This is a genomic window from Dictyobacter sp. Z7_2 (assembly GCF_057551105.1).
This window is the reverse complement of sequence record NZ_BAAJPE010000002.1, coordinates 3,263,525-3,278,633: the sequence shown is the minus strand read 5'-3', so window position 1 is coordinate 3,278,633 and position 15,109 is coordinate 3,263,525. Positions and strand designations below refer to the sequence as shown.

At 50.2% G+C, this 15,109-nt stretch carries 11 protein-coding genes; 9 read left to right on the top strand and 2 right to left on the bottom strand.

Translation table 11 applies throughout. The features are described 5' to 3' along the window. Positions 1–69 precede the first annotated feature (69 nt). From AC27N8_RS27335 to AC27N8_RS27315, 5 genes are all read left to right on the top strand, one after another. Positions 70–1,032 carry an ABC transporter permease gene (locus tag AC27N8_RS27335; protein WP_487071376.1) on the top strand — a complete coding sequence of 321 codons (963 nt, stop codon included), beginning with the start codon at positions 70–72 and terminating at the stop codon, positions 1,030–1,032. Between the two features lie 22 nt (positions 1,033–1,054). Further along, on the top strand, positions 1,055–1,999 hold the full coding sequence (locus AC27N8_RS27330) for an ABC transporter permease (RefSeq protein ID WP_487071374.1): 945 nt from the start codon (positions 1,055–1,057) through the stop codon (positions 1,997–1,999). Positions 2,000–2,025: 26 nt separating this feature from the next. After that, positions 2,026–3,102, top strand: coding sequence for an ABC transporter ATP-binding protein (locus tag AC27N8_RS27325; RefSeq protein ID WP_487071372.1), 1,077 nt, complete (start codon positions 2,026–2,028; stop codon positions 3,100–3,102). A gap of 14 nt (positions 3,103–3,116) precedes the next feature. After that, positions 3,117–4,136: an ABC transporter ATP-binding protein gene (locus AC27N8_RS27320; RefSeq protein ID WP_487071370.1), complete on the top strand. Its 1,020-nt coding sequence runs from the start codon at positions 3,117–3,119 to the stop codon at positions 4,134–4,136. Positions 4,137–4,370: 234 nt separating this feature from the next. Next, complete coding sequence (locus AC27N8_RS27315; RefSeq protein ID WP_487074762.1) at positions 4,371–6,062, top strand: phospholipase D-like domain-containing protein; 1,692 nt, start codon at positions 4,371–4,373, stop codon at positions 6,060–6,062. Between the two features lie 3 nt (positions 6,063–6,065). On the opposite strand, the gene AC27N8_RS27310 is transcribed toward AC27N8_RS27315, so the two are convergent. Further along, on the bottom strand, positions 6,066–7,451 hold the full coding sequence (locus AC27N8_RS27310; protein ID WP_487071368.1) for a glutamine synthetase family protein: 1,386 nt from the start codon (positions 7,449–7,451) through the stop codon (positions 6,066–6,068). A gap of 278 nt (positions 7,452–7,729) precedes the next feature. Next, the gene (locus AC27N8_RS27305) at positions 7,730–8,353 is read right to left on the bottom strand and encodes an RNA polymerase sigma factor (protein WP_487071366.1); all 624 of its coding nucleotides are present in this window, start codon (positions 8,351–8,353) and stop codon (positions 7,730–7,732) included. Positions 8,354–8,884: 531 nt separating this feature from the next. Between AC27N8_RS27305 and AC27N8_RS27300 the strand changes: the two genes are divergently transcribed. The 4 genes from AC27N8_RS27300 to AC27N8_RS27285 all read left to right on the top strand — a co-directional run bounded on the left by AC27N8_RS27300 (position 8,885) and on the right by AC27N8_RS27285 (position 14,566). Further along, a complete protein-coding gene (locus tag AC27N8_RS27300) occupies positions 8,885–11,053 on the top strand; it encodes a D-alanyl-D-alanine carboxypeptidase family protein (protein WP_487071364.1) in 2,169 nt (722 codons plus the stop codon). Between the two features lie 400 nt (positions 11,054–11,453). Then, complete coding sequence (locus AC27N8_RS27295; RefSeq protein WP_487071362.1) at positions 11,454–12,896, top strand: MurT ligase domain-containing protein; 1,443 nt, start codon at positions 11,454–11,456, stop codon at positions 12,894–12,896. A 3-nt stretch (positions 12,897–12,899) separates the two neighbouring features. Beyond that, the gene (locus tag AC27N8_RS27290) at positions 12,900–13,706 is read left to right on the top strand and encodes a type 1 glutamine amidotransferase (protein WP_487071360.1); all 807 of its coding nucleotides are present in this window, start codon (positions 12,900–12,902) and stop codon (positions 13,704–13,706) included. A gap of 38 nt (positions 13,707–13,744) precedes the next feature. Further along, positions 13,745–14,566 (top strand): phosphodiester glycosidase family protein, encoded by an 822-nt coding sequence (locus AC27N8_RS27285; RefSeq protein ID WP_487071358.1) that lies wholly within the window; start codon positions 13,745–13,747, stop codon positions 14,564–14,566. The last annotated feature ends 543 nt before the right edge of the window (positions 14,567–15,109 follow it).

Genomic DNA, 15,109 nt, shown 5'->3' with positions numbered 1-15,109 from the left:
ATCCAAGACAAGCGAAAAGAAAATTGATTACACTTTTCGCCTAAGAAATTTTAATCGTGGAGAAACCATATGGGAAGATATATCATCAGAAGAATCTTGCAAGCCATCCCGTTGCTCCTGCTTGTCTCTATCGCCATGTTTGGGCTTATACACCTTTTACCCGGAGGACCGGTGGGGGTCTTTTTGAACCCGCACTTGAGTGTAGCGGGACGTGCAGCACTAAACGCACGTTTCGGCCTTGATCAACCGCTTCCGGTACAGTATTTCAAATGGATACTCAATGCCTTCACCGGTGATTTTGGCTTTTCTTTCGCAACGAACCAACCTGTCACAGACGTTCTATCTGAACATTTCCCCCCAACATTGGAGCTATTTTCTACGGCTCTACTCATCGCATTGGTCGTAGCTATTGTGATTGGAACCATCTCGGCAGTACGCCAGGGAACAGCCACAGATTACACACTCACTACCCTGGCCTACTTCGGATTTTCGATGCCAGTGTTTCTAATCGGACTGTTAGCACAAGGCATTTTTGGCGTCTGGCTGCATGTATTACCCACATCAGGCATAGCAACCGCCGGCGTCGTCTACGATCCCTTCAATGCCTTCTGGGATTTTCTCAACCATTTGTTCTTGCCAATGCTCGTACTGGCCATCACGTTTCTCTCAGGATGGAGTCGCTATATGCGTTCCAGTATGATTGATGTAAGAAAGCAAGACTATATACGAACAGCACGCGCAAAAGGGCTGAGTATGCCCACGGTGCTAATACAGCATGCACTCAGAAACGCTCTAATTCCTTTGATTACTATCGTTGCAATTGACTTCGGAGCCATTGCAGGTGGTGCGGCGATTACAGAGAGCGTCTTTTCCTGGCCTGGCATGGGACAGCTCTTTATCAACTCGCTTGGAACCAGAGATTATCCAGTACTCCTGGCGATGCTCGTACTTGGAGCGGTGTTTGTGATTGCTGCTAACCTGATTGCTGATATATTGTATGCATTAATGGATCCTCGCATTCGCTATTCATAGTCTTGCATAGAAGGAGATATCCATGGAACTACCTGATCAAATGGGGACGACTGTGGCGGATGAGCTAGAGCCAACGATTGAGGTTACACCTGCCCTGACCCAAAAGCGACGCAGTCAGGGACGTATCATCTTTGATCGTTTTATTAAAAATCGTCCGGCTTTAATCGGAGCCACGTTTCTCATTTTGCTGATTATCCTATGCTTTCTGGGACCACTATTAACAGGGCATAACCAACCAGACCAATTGAACTTAACTGGCGGCGTGGGAACGTTTGCGCCCTCCTCGTGGCAGTATCCCTTTGGCACTGATGACGTTGGTCGTGACCAGTTCGCCCGTGCCATGTCCGGTGGACAGGTCTCACTGGAGGTTGGTCTCCTATCGATGCTGGTTTCAGTGCTTGTAGGCATCAGCGTCGGCGCATTTGCAGGCTACTACGGAGGCATCATTGATAATATCCTGATGCGTATTACCGATGTTGTCTTAGCTGTACCCTTGTATCTCTTGCTCTTTGTGGTCTCCTCGGCCCTGACAGATCACTCGCCCGCCAGCGTAGTGTTTTTGATCTCCGTCTTTGGTTGGACAACGGCCGCTCGTCTGGTGCGCGGTGAATTTATCACCTTGCGTGAGCGCGAGTATGTGATGGCTGCTCGAACGATTGGAGCTACAAATTTCAGTCTGATGTTCAGGCATATCTTGCCTAACGCCGCCGGAGCGATCATTGTGAACGCCACATTGTTAATCGGCAATAACATTATTCTCGAATCGGTCTTGAGCTTTTTCGGTTTCGGTATTCAGCCTCCTTTTGCCAGTTGGGGCAATATGATTAACTATGGCGAAGGCTTTTTTGATTCTGATCCTCTGCTCGTGCTTATCCCAGCCTTGTTAATTTTCCTCACTGTGCTCAGCTTTAATCTGGTTGGTGATGGCTTGCGTGATGCGCTTGATCCGTATATGACTGAACGTTAAGCACAGGATAATAAGGAGAAAACACGTTGAATGACTACCTGTTAGAAGTTACTGATCTCAAAGTGCATTTTAAAGCGAAGGCTGGTTTCGTGCACGCCGTCGATGGCGTCAGCTTTGCGGTCAAGCCGGGTGAGAAGGTTGCCATCGTTGGAGAGAGCGGTTGCGGGAAAAGCGTAACGGCATTATCTATTATGCGTCTGGTCGCTCAGCCTCCAGGAGTATATGCAGGCGGCTCTTTGGTCTTTGAGGATAGAGATCTGCTCGAATTGTCCGAGAAAGAGATGCAAAAGATACGTGGTGGACAGATCGGGATGATCTTTCAAGATCCCATGGCATGCCTCAATCCAACCATGACGATTGGCAAGCAGATTGCTGAAGGATTGCGCCTACATCTCAAATTAAGTAAGGAGGAGGCAAAGAAACGAGCCATTTCTCTGCTGGAGCAAGTCGGGATTCCAGCGCCAGCCGAACGTATCAATGCCTATCCACATCAGTTCAGTGGTGGCATGCGGCAGCGCGTCATGATCGCTATCGCGCTGGCCTGTAACCCGAAGTTGCTCATTGCCGATGAGCCCACAACCGCTCTGGATGTGACAGTCCAGGCTCAGATCCTTGAATTAATCAGTGGCGTCTGCGCAGAGTTTAATACCGCGCTGATTATTATCACCCACGATCTGGGAGTCGTGGCGGGGCTGGCGGACCGTGTCGTCGTTATGTATGCAGGAAAAGTGATCGAGGAAGGGACAACCGATGAGCTGTTTATCAATCCCCGCCATCCATATACACTAGGCCTGCTCGATTCGGTGCCACGCCTCGATGAAGAACGCCATAGCGAACTCAAAACGATCGATGGAGCGCCACCCGATCTCTTGAATCCACCCACGGGATGCCCTTTTATGCCACGCTGCTTCTTTGCCCGCAACGCCTGTCGTACGATGCCTCCATTGGAGATAGTCCCTGGAAAAGCCGCACATACGAAGGCTTGCTGGGTTGACGTGACAGACCCGGAGGAGCAGGCATACGCCGAACGTCGTCGACAAGCTCGAAAAGAAGCGCAAGTGGCTGCACTTGAGGCCGCAACCAATACACTACTAACATCTTAAAGGATTTTAATATTATGGTAGAGACACTGGTGAAAAGCGAGACCCTGCTCGACATTCGCGATTTGAAGATGCATTTTCCGGTGACGCAGGGCATTATCTTTCAGCATGTGGTGGGACAGGTACGCGCGGTTGATGGGATTAGCTTCACCATCGAGCGCGGCAAGACGCTCGGTCTGGTGGGTGAGAGCGGATCGGGCAAGACGACGATTGGTCGCACCATTATTCGGTTATATAAACCGACCGCGGGCCAGATCCTGTTCGAAAATGAGGATCTCGCAACTCTGAATGGAGAACCCTTACGACAGATGCGCCAGAGCGCACAGATGGTGTTCCAGGACCCCTTCGCCTCTCTGAATCCGCGCTTCACAATCGGATCATTGATCGCAGAACCAATGCGCATCTACAAGTTGGGAAATAGTAAGGAGATCCGGGAACGTGCTGAAGATCTTTTGAACGTCGTGGGCCTGCGTCCCGAGTTCATCGACCGCTATCCCCACGAGTTCAGTGGCGGCCAGCGTCAACGTATCGCGATCGCACGAGCCCTCTCGATTAATCCCAAACTAGTCATCGCAGATGAACCGGTCTCAGCGCTTGACGTTTCAATTCGTGCACAGGTACTGAATCTGATGCAACGCTTGCAACAACAATTTAATCTGACCTACCTGTTTGTCTCGCATGATCTGAGCGTCGTACGGCACGTAGCAGATCGCGTAGCCGTGATGTATCTGGGAAAAATCGTGGAACTGGCTGATCGCGAAGAGCTGTATCTCGCGCCCAAGCATCCCTACACAAAAGCTCTGCTCTCAGCTGTACCGATTCCCGATCCAACGATAGAAAAGAAGCGACAACGCATCATTCTGACGGGAGATCTTCCCAGCCCAATTAATATCCCCACAGGCTGCCGCTTTCATACCCGCTGTCCCATGGCCCAGGCCATCTGTCGCGAAGTCGAGCCAGAATTTGAGGCCAAAGAGGGGCATGAACACTTCGCCGCCTGCCATTTCTCTAATGAGGTAACACCTCTGGTCGTGTAATTGTCCAGCAGAAAGAGGTCGAGCGCAGCAAAGACCATGTAGCATCGCACGCTCGCGTGCGATGTCCCACTCGACGTACGATCAGGACCGCTCGCGTGGTGCACCGAGAGCCGGGCTGGCTCGTACGAGTCACAGGGACATCGCACGCTCGCGTGCGACGCTACATGGTCTTCGCTGCGCTGGATGCAAGTGCGTCAGAAAATTTAGTCCAAAGGAGGCCGATTTATTTTGGGTATGCAGGGCGAGAAAAACGAAGCCCCCATGACAGATTGGTGGGCTACCGGCGATACTCCAGTACGGAGACAGTCACGTGTTACATATTTTGCCGATGGGCATACAGTGCTGTTAGAGATGTGTCTCCACTTTTTCAAAGCGCGACAAGCTATCTATCTCGCCAATTGGGGCATGGAACCAGATATGTTCCTGGTGCGCGGAGCCGAGAGCTATCCAGAAAGCGATGATCCCGAAGCTCGCTCTGCCTTTAGCGAGCGGCTACGCGCCGAAGGGCTGCAAGAGGAGGATATCTCCTTCTGGCTCAATCATGACCTGTCGGTCAAAGAGGTACTTGGATATCTGGTACATAAAGGGATTGAAGTCAAAGTACTGCTCTGGAAGGCAAAAAAAGCGCTGGCGGTCTATGATCCGCAGGCCGCACATGAGAAACTCACAGCGGTAGGCGTGACATGCATCCTCGATGAGAGTGCGGAGGGCTTACTGCATCATCAGATAGAATCACTGCATCAAAAAGTCACCGTCGTAGATCACGCCTACGCCTTCGTAGGGGGCATCGATCCATTAGTCGAAAAAGAGCAGGATTTCGATCGCTGGGACACATCTGAACATGCCTTCGCCAATCCGCTCCGGCGCACGCAAAAAGGCACGACCCCTCATCCCTGGCACGACACCCACGCCCTGATCGAAGGTCCAGCCGTCGCCGATGTCGAATTGAATTTTCGCCAACGCTGGAATGATGTCGTGAAGTATCAGCATCTGGAGGCACACCTTTACATTCCTGAGGCACCCCTACCTGCTCCAGTCGAGAGCGAGAGCATCGTCCAGATTGCGCGCACCGTCCCTAAACACACCTATTCGTTTAGTAAAGATGCGATTCTAGGGATCACCCAACTCTACGGCAACGCCTTTAAACAGGCACAGCATGTCATCTACCTCGAAAACCAATATTTCTGGCTGCGGGCCTACTATGGGGTTGATATCTCCATCGCCGGCCGAGATAGCGCAGAGATGAAACATCACATCCGTCAGATCATTGCTGCCATACAGAGAGGAGCTACACTGAGCATTATCCTGCCGGATCATCCAAACGTCGGACGCGCCTTCAGTGACGCAGTTCTGAGCAGCATCAGGGCTGAGACACCGGACGAGACACGGGCGGGCAGAGTCCAGGCCTTCACACTTGCAACCTCACACTATCAGCAGAGCGATGGCTTATCGCACTACCGTCCCATCTATGTGCACTCAAAAGTGGCAATCATCGATGATACCTGGATGACCGTTGGCTCCGCCAATCTGAATAATCGTGGCATGCACGACGACACCGAGCTCAACGTTGCCACGCTGGATCAAAGATTGGCTTACGGTTTCCGCTTACTGTTGCAAGGCGAACACCTGGGATTACTCGACGCCGACGAACTCCATCTTGCCGCGCTGTACTATAGGAAGCAACGCATCACCGCCACAGAAACACTGCTCGCCAGTGAAGCCCAACACAAGCTTGAGACAGCGCTCCATGATCCATTCCAGGCCGTACAGTTGATGCAACAATGCGCCACCGATAATCTCAAGCGCTACAAGGCGCATCAACCCTTGATCGGACATCTACTCCCCTACCTTACAGAGGAAGAGGCCACCGAGCAAGGGCTACCTTTTCAACAAGAGCATGGCTGGATCGAAGAACCCAGGCGCTGATATTTAAATGAGTTCGAGATAACGGCGACGTTCCCAATTGGTGACGGCCTTCTCATACTCCTGGACTTCCCAGCGACGGGTCGTGACGAAGTGCTCAACGAAATCGGCCCCCAGATATTCGCGGGCGACCTCACTTTTCTCAAAGATGTCGATAGCGGCAGTCAGGTTGCGAGCCAGCGGATAGACCTCGCCACGGGCGATGGCCTGCTCTATTTTGGCGGGACTATAGGCGTTCCCCTCCTGGCGCGGAGGCAGATCCAGCTTGTGCTCGATGCCATAGAGGCCGCTGGCAAGCATGCCAGCAAAGACCAGATAAAAGTTGGCGTCGGCCCCGGGAACCCGATTCTCCAGGCGCATCGAGTTGCGTCCGCTGGTAATAGCACGTACAGCACAGGTGCGGTTGTCGATCCCCCAGAAGGTGTTGAGCGGGGTCCAGGTACCCTCGATGTAGCGCTTGTACGAGTTAATCACAGGTGCATAGAGCGCCATAAAATCGGGCAGCTTCTGTAAGACTCCCGCCAGGAAATAGCGCATGGTCTCAGACATATGGTGCTCGGCAGCATCGTCCCAAAAAGCGTTGCGCTCGAAATCACGATCCCACAGGCTCATGTGAGTATGACCGCTACTGCCATCTTCCAGATCATTCCACTTTGCCATGAAGGTCGCAGTGAAATTATTTTGATGGCAGATCTCTTTGACGCCGGTCTTGAAAAGCATAGTGCGGTCGGCGGCAGTGAGCAGATCGCTATAGTGCATATTGATCTCGTACATGCCAGGACCATGTTCGCGATTGTAGCCCTCAATCTCGATACCATAAGCACGCATCTGACGAACAACCTGACCGATCAAATAATCGTCGGCGGTGGCGTGGCTGATCACGTAGCAGTTGGTGCCTGGATTCAATGGCGTCAGATGAGAACCAAAATCTTTATCGCGTAAGGAGACCTGATCTTCACGAAAGAAGCGCATCTCTAGCTCTGAGGCGGCCATGGGCGCCAATCCGAGCGAGCCAGCGCGTTCAATCAGCGACTTCAGGACGTAGCGTGGAGAAACAGTAATCGGCTCTCCATCTTCGGTCCAGAGGTCACAAACACACGTCGCCACACGATCTTCCCAGGGGACAAGCGTAAACGTGGCCAGGTCAGGTCGCATAATAAAATCCCCGAAACCACGATCGATATTGCTCACTTTGAGGTTGGGAAGCACATTCTCCTGGATATCCCATCCAAGGATCACGTCAGACTGTGCAATTCCGTCTTCTAAGGAGGTTAAGAAGAATGGTGCCGTGACACGTTTGCCACGAAAAACACCCTCGATATCGGGCACCCCGACTTTAACGTATTCAACTTGTCCTTCCTCGATGATCCTTTTCACCTCGGCTAGATTCATTGCAATTTTACCTTTCTTCAGCAGAAATATGCCATCCGCTGCTGGTCATATCTCTCTCTATGCTACCATAAATTGCAGCATAGCAGATAGAAACAGCTAAAACAAGACAGTATCTGTAGAAAGGAAATCACCACGACGTATTTAAGCATTCACAGAAGAAGCAAGCAACAGACAGCCATTCGAAATGCCAGTTGGCAGTATTCCAGACCTGTCCAGAACTACGGCATAGATATACGAATAGAGAGTATGGGAGCAGTTCTATTCCTATATAGGCCTGTCTATATGCGTTGCAAAAGAGACTCGCGCAGCAAGGGGCGTGCCCGCTGAAAATACGTTTTGGCAGTGTTCTCAGGAATGTTCAGGACGCGTCCAATCTCGCCAAAGCTTAGTTCTCGCGTATAGCGCAGTAAGACGATCGAGCGAAATTGCGGTGGGAGTCGGCGGATGGCCTGACGAAGTGTTGTCTCCAATTCATGCTGCTCGGCAATGACGTCGGGTAACGGATCATGATCGGGAATGATATTAACGAGCGAGAAATCCTCGTCGTCGCAACTGGCTTCCAACTCGGAAAACGGCAAGGAACGCTGCTTGCGTAGCTCATCGATACAACGATTCCAGGCCACCTGGAAAAGCCAGGATTTTAATGGCATCTCTGTGCGTGACGAGTAGAGCGTATGCTGGAGTTTGGGCAGAGAAAGATAGAGTTGCATAAATACAAATTGCACCACATCGCTTGTCCACTCAGGCTCTTTGAGAGAGCGCTGGACGAAATGGGACAAAGGGAGATGATAACGTTGCACGAGTAGCGTAAAAGCATGCTCATCGCCAGAAAGTGTCTGCACAATAAGTGCGTTGTCAGAGTAGACCGGCGCAACAGCCGTAGTATCATTCAGTAAAAGCATGGCAAAATACCCTGTTTCTCTCTATATATTTATCACATTCTTAGTTACATGTTGTTCTATCATTCATTATAATGCTTTTATCTGGACTCATTCATCTCAATCTTTGATTATACTTAAAGAATACCTTCATCAAAACTGAGGTGTCATGCATATCTCGTTTGTATAAAGATCAATCCCTTATAGCAGACAAGAAGGACGGATAAAATGAGCTTGAGCAGTATAATAGAGCCAAAAGTGACGCATAGAATGATAGAAATACTTCCAATATTGTATAATACCTATGGCATGATCATACAATATTCTCTTAAATTCTACTCTAACAGAAAACAATGAGGAAAGTTTGAAAGAATTGTAAATTCTTTTTGCATACAAAAATAGTCATCCCAAGTTGACAATTTCGGGTGCGGCTGAGTAAGATAGATGACAGTAATTACGGAGCCAAGCAAACAATAAAGCATTAGATTTAGATATAATTTCGTTGGGAAAATAATCCAGGTTTAGCGACTGGGATGAAACGGAGAGGATTGGCGGATGCGCGGAACGCCACCACATACATCTAAAGACGACTATTTTGATGATGATGATGATGTGTATCAGACAAATCATACACAGAGATATAGTAATAAACGTCAACAAAAAATGAATGCTCTCGATGATGAATACCATGAAGAGCATCCAGAAAAACCAAGAATAAAGCGAGCATCCCGTAATCCTGATCCCGATGCTGCTCCAGCAACGCAAACCGGTAGGAGTCCTCGTCTGGATAAGCCTCGTACACAAGCACGCTCTGTCGAGACTCAATCCACGCGACGCAGCCCCGAAGCGCGCGCACAGACGTCGCGCAAAAATCAGGCGACACGACGCCTTCCTCAGGATCTAAATAATGAGGAACTGGCTCCGCCCCCAACACGACGCCGTCCCAAAGTCTACATCGAGGACCCTCCGGAAGAGCCAACGCCACGCAAGCGGCCTGGCACGCAAGCAAATGCCGGCAACAAAGCCACACGCCGTCTTCCATCTATCAGCGGCGAGGAATCCGATGCTGCCCCCCGGGCAGTACGTCGTCCCAGGGTCGCCATCGACGAAACGCTCAGCGAACCATCGTCCCCACGCCGTCCCAGAAATGCCATCGATGATGAAACATTGAGTAGAGCAACGTCGCCGCGCCGTCCCAGAGTGTATATTGACGATGAGTCAGCGACGCGCACACCATCGCCGCGCCGTCCCAGAGTTGCCATCGATGATGAGTTTGATGATGCTCCACAGAGTAGAGCGGCCGCACCACGTCGCCCCAAAGTCTATATTGAAGATCCGCCCGAAGAGCAAAAACGCTATGCCTTTGTCTATAATCTTCCAACGGTGCAAGCATCACGCGAACGCGTCAACCGACGCACACGTCGTTCGCAGCAAATGCTCCTGGATCAATGGCAGATGCTGCTCAATAATCGTCCACTCTCAATCACGGTCGTCTCCATATTGATTATCGTTGTGCTCATTCCCTTAAGCATCAATCTCTTTTCGCATCCAACGACAAACACACAACTCGTCACCGACAACACGATCGGCTCGCAACCACAACCAACCAGGGTCATACAGACAAATGGGCAGAGCCTGGTCATCACGCCGCCCGCCAATAATCATCCAGCGCCGCCACTGCTCGCCACATCAGGCTATGTGATAGACGCCACAACGGGAGCAACACTCTACGCGAAAAATCCTTTTCTGCGCCTCCCACCCATGAGTACTACCAAGTTGATGACGGCTCTTCTAGCAGCCGAACACGGTAATCTCGATCGAACCGTCTCCATCAGTGGCACCATCACAACGGATATGCACAATGATCTCTCCGCCGACAGCGCATTGATGGGGATCAAGCCAGGCGAAAGCTATACCGAGCGTGAGCTGCTCTATGGGCTGATGCTGCTCTCCGGCAATGACGCGGCGATTGCGATCGCCGACACCGTCGCCGGTAGTGTGCCCAAGTTCGCAGATGAGATGAATCAGAGAGCCAAGCAATTAGGCATGGCGAATACCCATTTCATGAATCCTCATGGCCTGATGGAAGATGGACACTACTCCAGCGCCCATGACCTGGCTGTATTAGGAGCAGCCAGTCTGACAAATAAAGCTGTACAGCAGATCAGCGATACCAGGGTATATGATATTCCCAAGACAAGCCATCATGCCGAGCACAATATGCAAAACGAAAACCAATTCATGTTCTGGTATCCAGGTGTGATGGCAGGCAAGACCGGCTGGGATGGTGGTGCAAACTTCTTGCAGGTTGTTTTGTGTAAGCACAACAATCAGTTACTGGTCGGCGTGGTCATGCATACGGACGATTGGTGGACCGACATGCGCGATCTGATGAATTATGGCTTCAGTACATTTACCTGGATCTCGCCACGTGAAATTAATGCCAATCAATACGCCATTCCCTATGCCAACGAATGGACCTACTTTCAGAGCGATAAGCGTGAGCGTACCCTTCCCACAGGCGATCAGGGACGGTTCTACATTTTTACGGAATATGAGATCTCAGGAGCGATCATGGCGTACTTTGACAAAAATAAGGGACTGACAAAGTTTGGATATCCGATCGGTCCAGCGACCATCACCAATAGCACGTTACTCAATCAACGCTTCCAAAAAGCCACGATTCAATGCGATCAAAAGACCAAACAATGTAAGACAACTTAAACCTGTCAGAAAAAGGCACTTTTTCTCTATCTTTTACTCGTTGCATAACGTTACCATGAAGTAAGAGCAATAATATGTACGGCACAGGCTATCAACACAACCTGACCATGTGCCTAAATCTCTTGCTCGCTATACTCATGTTTGTTATACTTCAAACGGCGTACCTGTAGGAACCGGTATCAAAGTGAAGTACCCCCTACATACATGCCCTCTACCAGATAGCAGGGTATGGCGCTCATTTTCGTTTATAGTGCCTGGCGTTCAAAGCAGCAATGTGCCGCAGCACATGTCTGGCCACAAAATTTGTGTATTTGAACGTTTATGGGTTTTAGGTGGCGTGATCTACCGGGAATTTCCCATCGGTACGCCTTGCAGCATTAATTAGTCAGGGTATGGGTTTATGCAAACAGATAATTCAAGCAATGACGGCGCAACGCCAAATGGATTACACAAAGCACGCCTGGCTTTCGCGATATCCGCAGGCAAGATTGCCGGTGCATCGGGGCGTTTATTTCACATCGGTGGCGGCACCAGTCTCCCAGGTATGATTGCTCGCCGCATCGATCCCAATGTACTTAAATCGGTTGTCGGGGCCAGTAAAGCCAAGAAGATTGTGATTACCGGCAGTAATGGGAAGACCACCACTGCACGTATGACAGCGGCGCTGGCCGATGCCGCAGGCCATCGCGTCTCGCAGAACCGCACAGGCTCAAATCTCATCCAGGGCATTACATCGGTCGCCGTCAATTTTGCCGACCTCTTTGGTCGACTCGATAGCGATGTGCTCTTGTTCGAGATCGATGAGGCCACGATTCCGCTCGCAGTACCAGAGATCCAACCAGATGTTGTCGTGATTACCAATATTTTTCGCGACCAGCTCGATCGTTATGGAGAAATGTATTCTGTAGCGAATGCCTTAGATAAGATGCTTGAAAGCTTGCCTGAGAGCGCGACAATCTTGCTCAATGGCAACGATCCACAGGTGGCAAGCTTTGGTGCCAACACCAAAGCCAAACGACTCTTCTTCGGCTTAGAAACAAAAGAAGTCGGGACACCAGTACCGGAGCAGTCAGCTGATATTATCCGTTGTATTCGCTGCCATAGCGACTTTGTCTACGAGGTTGCCTATCTCTCGCATCTCGGTTTGTATCGCTGTCCCGAATGCGGTTATACATTGCCACCTCTCGATATATCCGTCACATCGGCATCATTGGCAGAAAACGGTGAGGGACCCAGCCACATCAAACTGCGCACGCCCGTTGGCGAGATGAAATTGGAGATTCCTTTGCCTGGACTCCACAACATCTATAACGCCACGGCAGCCATCGGAGTTGCGCTGGCACTTGGCTTCCCCATGGACTCTGTCCAGACAGCGCTGAGCAACATCCGCACAGCGTTTGGTCGCATGGAAAAGATTCAGGCGGGAGATAAAACCATTTTCCTGTCATTCGTCAAAAATCCAACCTCGTTTAACCTGATGCTTCGCCTGATCGCTCAGCATCCAGGAAAAAAGCATCTGCTGCTGGCGATGAGCCATACGGTCGTGGATGGGCAGGACTTCGCCTGGCTGTGGGATGTTGAGATCGAAGATATCGCGCCCGATATTCTTGATGCTGTCTGTAGTGGAAACAAAACGGAAGAATTGGCTTTACGCCTCAAGTATGCCGAGATGCCAACTAAAAATATCACCTTAATCGAAGATCGTGAATCTGCCTTAGATGCCGCGATGCAAAAAGTTGAGCCGGGCGGCACACTCTACATTATGAGTGGCTACACTCCCACCCAGGAGTTACGTCGAATTATGCAGAAGCGCGGCTGGGTCAAGCACTTCTGGGAGGAGTAAGAGATGAGCGAGAAACAAGCAGATACAGGCATGGTAATCAGGATCGGACACCTCTATCCGACGCTCATGAGCGTCGCAGCGGACCGAGGGAATCTCTACTCGATCGAGCGCCGCAGCAAATGGCGCGGCATCAGAGTTGAAGTCGAGCCGATCTATGTCAAACAGACACCCGACTTTACTAAATATGATCTGATTCTGATCCACGGGGCCGCCGACCGCGAGATGGGGGTGGCTTCAAAAGACATCCAGCACAAGGCATCCTCGTTGCTGGAGGCAGCCGAGTCGAACACCGTCTTTTTGAGCGTTTGCGCGGGCTATCAATTACTTGGTCACTACTACAAACCGTTTGAGGGACCCGAACTAAAGGGGGTCGGTCTCTTCGATTTGTATACTGAAGGTAGTCAGACACGTTATATGACTCATATGGCTCTCGAATGTAAGTTTGAAGAGACAGGGACAAAAGTGCTGGTTGGATATGAAAACCATAGCGGAAGGACGTATCTCGGTCCGAAAGCTCAGCCGATTGGTAAAGTACTGGCAGGTTGGGGCAACAATGGCAAAGATAGCGGAGAAGGTGCTATCTATAAAAACGCCTTTGGAACCTACACCCATGGCCCAGTGCTCCCGAAGAATCCCTGGCTCACCGACCTGCTGATCCAGCGTGCCCTTGAACATCACTACGGAAAAGCAATCAAGTTGGTCCCGTTAGACGATAGTACAGAAAATGCTGCTCATGCAGCCGCTTTAAAGCTGGCAATGGAGTTTAAAGGCACCATGTCAGCAATTGAAGCAACCGCCTGGAAGCGTTAACTTCCAGGGTTTAGCAGCAGAATAAGAAAGATTTTGTCATGCCAGCAAAACATGCCCTGAAAATGACGTTGCTGATTGCCTTACTGGTCTGTTCATTGCTGGCTTGCGATGCGTTGCCCAGTGTCTCACTGAATGGAACTCCGGTCACTCCCCAACAACAGGACGGAGGATCGTCGACATTGAACGTCTGGACGACGACCAAATCAGGAGTAGATATCCGACGAGAGAACTGGAAAGGACCAAGCGGGAATTCTGATACCATCACGATTACCCGCTTTGATCCCAGAAAAGTCCAGGTCAATGTCGGCTATCAGCCAGATGACCCTTTGACGCTCAAGGCCTGGATGAAACAGAGCAATGCGATAGCGGTCATCAATGGGAGCTTCTTTAACTCGCAGAACCAGGCCACCGCGCTCCTCATCTCAAACGGTCAGGCGTACGGAAATTCCTACCAGAACTGCTGTGGCATGTTCTCTGTAGACTCTCAGGGACAGGACTCAATTCAATCGTTGGCAGAGCAGCCTTATGATCCCAATACACAGCAATTGGAGCAGGCCGTACAGTGTCGACCGATGCTGATCGAGAATGGTAAGCGTACACAATTTGAGGAGACAGCCGATACCAGCCCACGCAGCATCATTGCAATGGACACACAGGGCCGGCTCCTGTTCATTGTAAGCCCGTCTGCGGCCTTCTCGCTCGATGAGATGGCAGATCTACTCCAGCAATCGGATCTCCAGCTCAAAATAGCTCTAAACCTCGACGGCGGCTCCTCAACTGGACTCTACTTTAAGTCAGGCAACCAACAGGTGAGCCTTGATTCCATATCGCCATTGCCCATCGTCATCATCGTCAAATAGAGTCGCGAGCATTTCTCCTCACATAAGAGAGGGCAATACCAAGCTTATTATTGTCCTCTCCTCCCAGTTTAAAAACAAAGTCAGATTACTTAACAGTTTTTCCCTCCTCAACCTTTTCAATACAACATGGCAAATATTCCCTCTAATACCTATAAAAGACTAATTTCTTATGTTACAATAGGGATATTTAGTGAAAAAGAGTGATCTTCTCGACGAAAGCCTGGAAAGAATTAACCATATATACAGCTATATGAATATAGATATGTATTAATCTTCATTGATTGAACACGGGATTTTACTCAGGAAAGAACAACAGAAGTGCATTGCTGACATTTACTAAAAATTTAATAATATAGGAGAAATAATGCGATTTTCAAGGAAGACGACACAATATAGTGATTCTAGTTTTGATGCGGATAAAGCTCTGGATAGAATTTCACAGCAATTACATCCAGATGTTCATCGTGCACGGGCAATAGAGCATCGGCAAGATAATACCGGTGCACCTTCTACTTCACAGGGGAGAACCCCTCGAGAATTATA

Bases quoted from the DNA above. Each gene is read 5' to 3' on its own strand.
- AC27N8_RS27330 (WP_487071374.1), top strand. From the start codon at position 1,055: ATGGAACTACCTGATCAAATGGGGACGACTGTGGCGGATGAGCTAGAG.
- AC27N8_RS27295 (WP_487071362.1), top strand. From the start codon at position 11,454: ATGCAAACAGATAATTCAAGCAATGACGGCGCAACGCCAAATGGATTA.
- AC27N8_RS27310 (WP_487071368.1), bottom strand. From the start codon at position 7,451: ATGAATCTAGCCGAGGTGAAAAGGATCATCGAGGAAGGACAAGTTGAA.
- AC27N8_RS27300 (WP_487071364.1), top strand. From the start codon at position 8,885: ATGCGCGGAACGCCACCACATACATCTAAAGACGACTATTTTGATGAT.
- AC27N8_RS27335 (WP_487071376.1), top strand. From the start codon at position 70: ATGGGAAGATATATCATCAGAAGAATCTTGCAAGCCATCCCGTTGCTC.
- AC27N8_RS27290 (WP_487071360.1), top strand. From the start codon at position 12,900: ATGAGCGAGAAACAAGCAGATACAGGCATGGTAATCAGGATCGGACAC.
- AC27N8_RS27320 (WP_487071370.1), top strand. From the start codon at position 3,117: ATGGTAGAGACACTGGTGAAAAGCGAGACCCTGCTCGACATTCGCGAT.
- AC27N8_RS27285 (WP_487071358.1), top strand. From the start codon at position 13,745: ATGCCAGCAAAACATGCCCTGAAAATGACGTTGCTGATTGCCTTACTG.
- AC27N8_RS27315 (WP_487074762.1), top strand. From the start codon at position 4,371: ATGCAGGGCGAGAAAAACGAAGCCCCCATGACAGATTGGTGGGCTACC.
- AC27N8_RS27305 (WP_487071366.1), bottom strand. From the start codon at position 8,353: ATGCTTTTACTGAATGATACTACGGCTGTTGCGCCGGTCTACTCTGAC.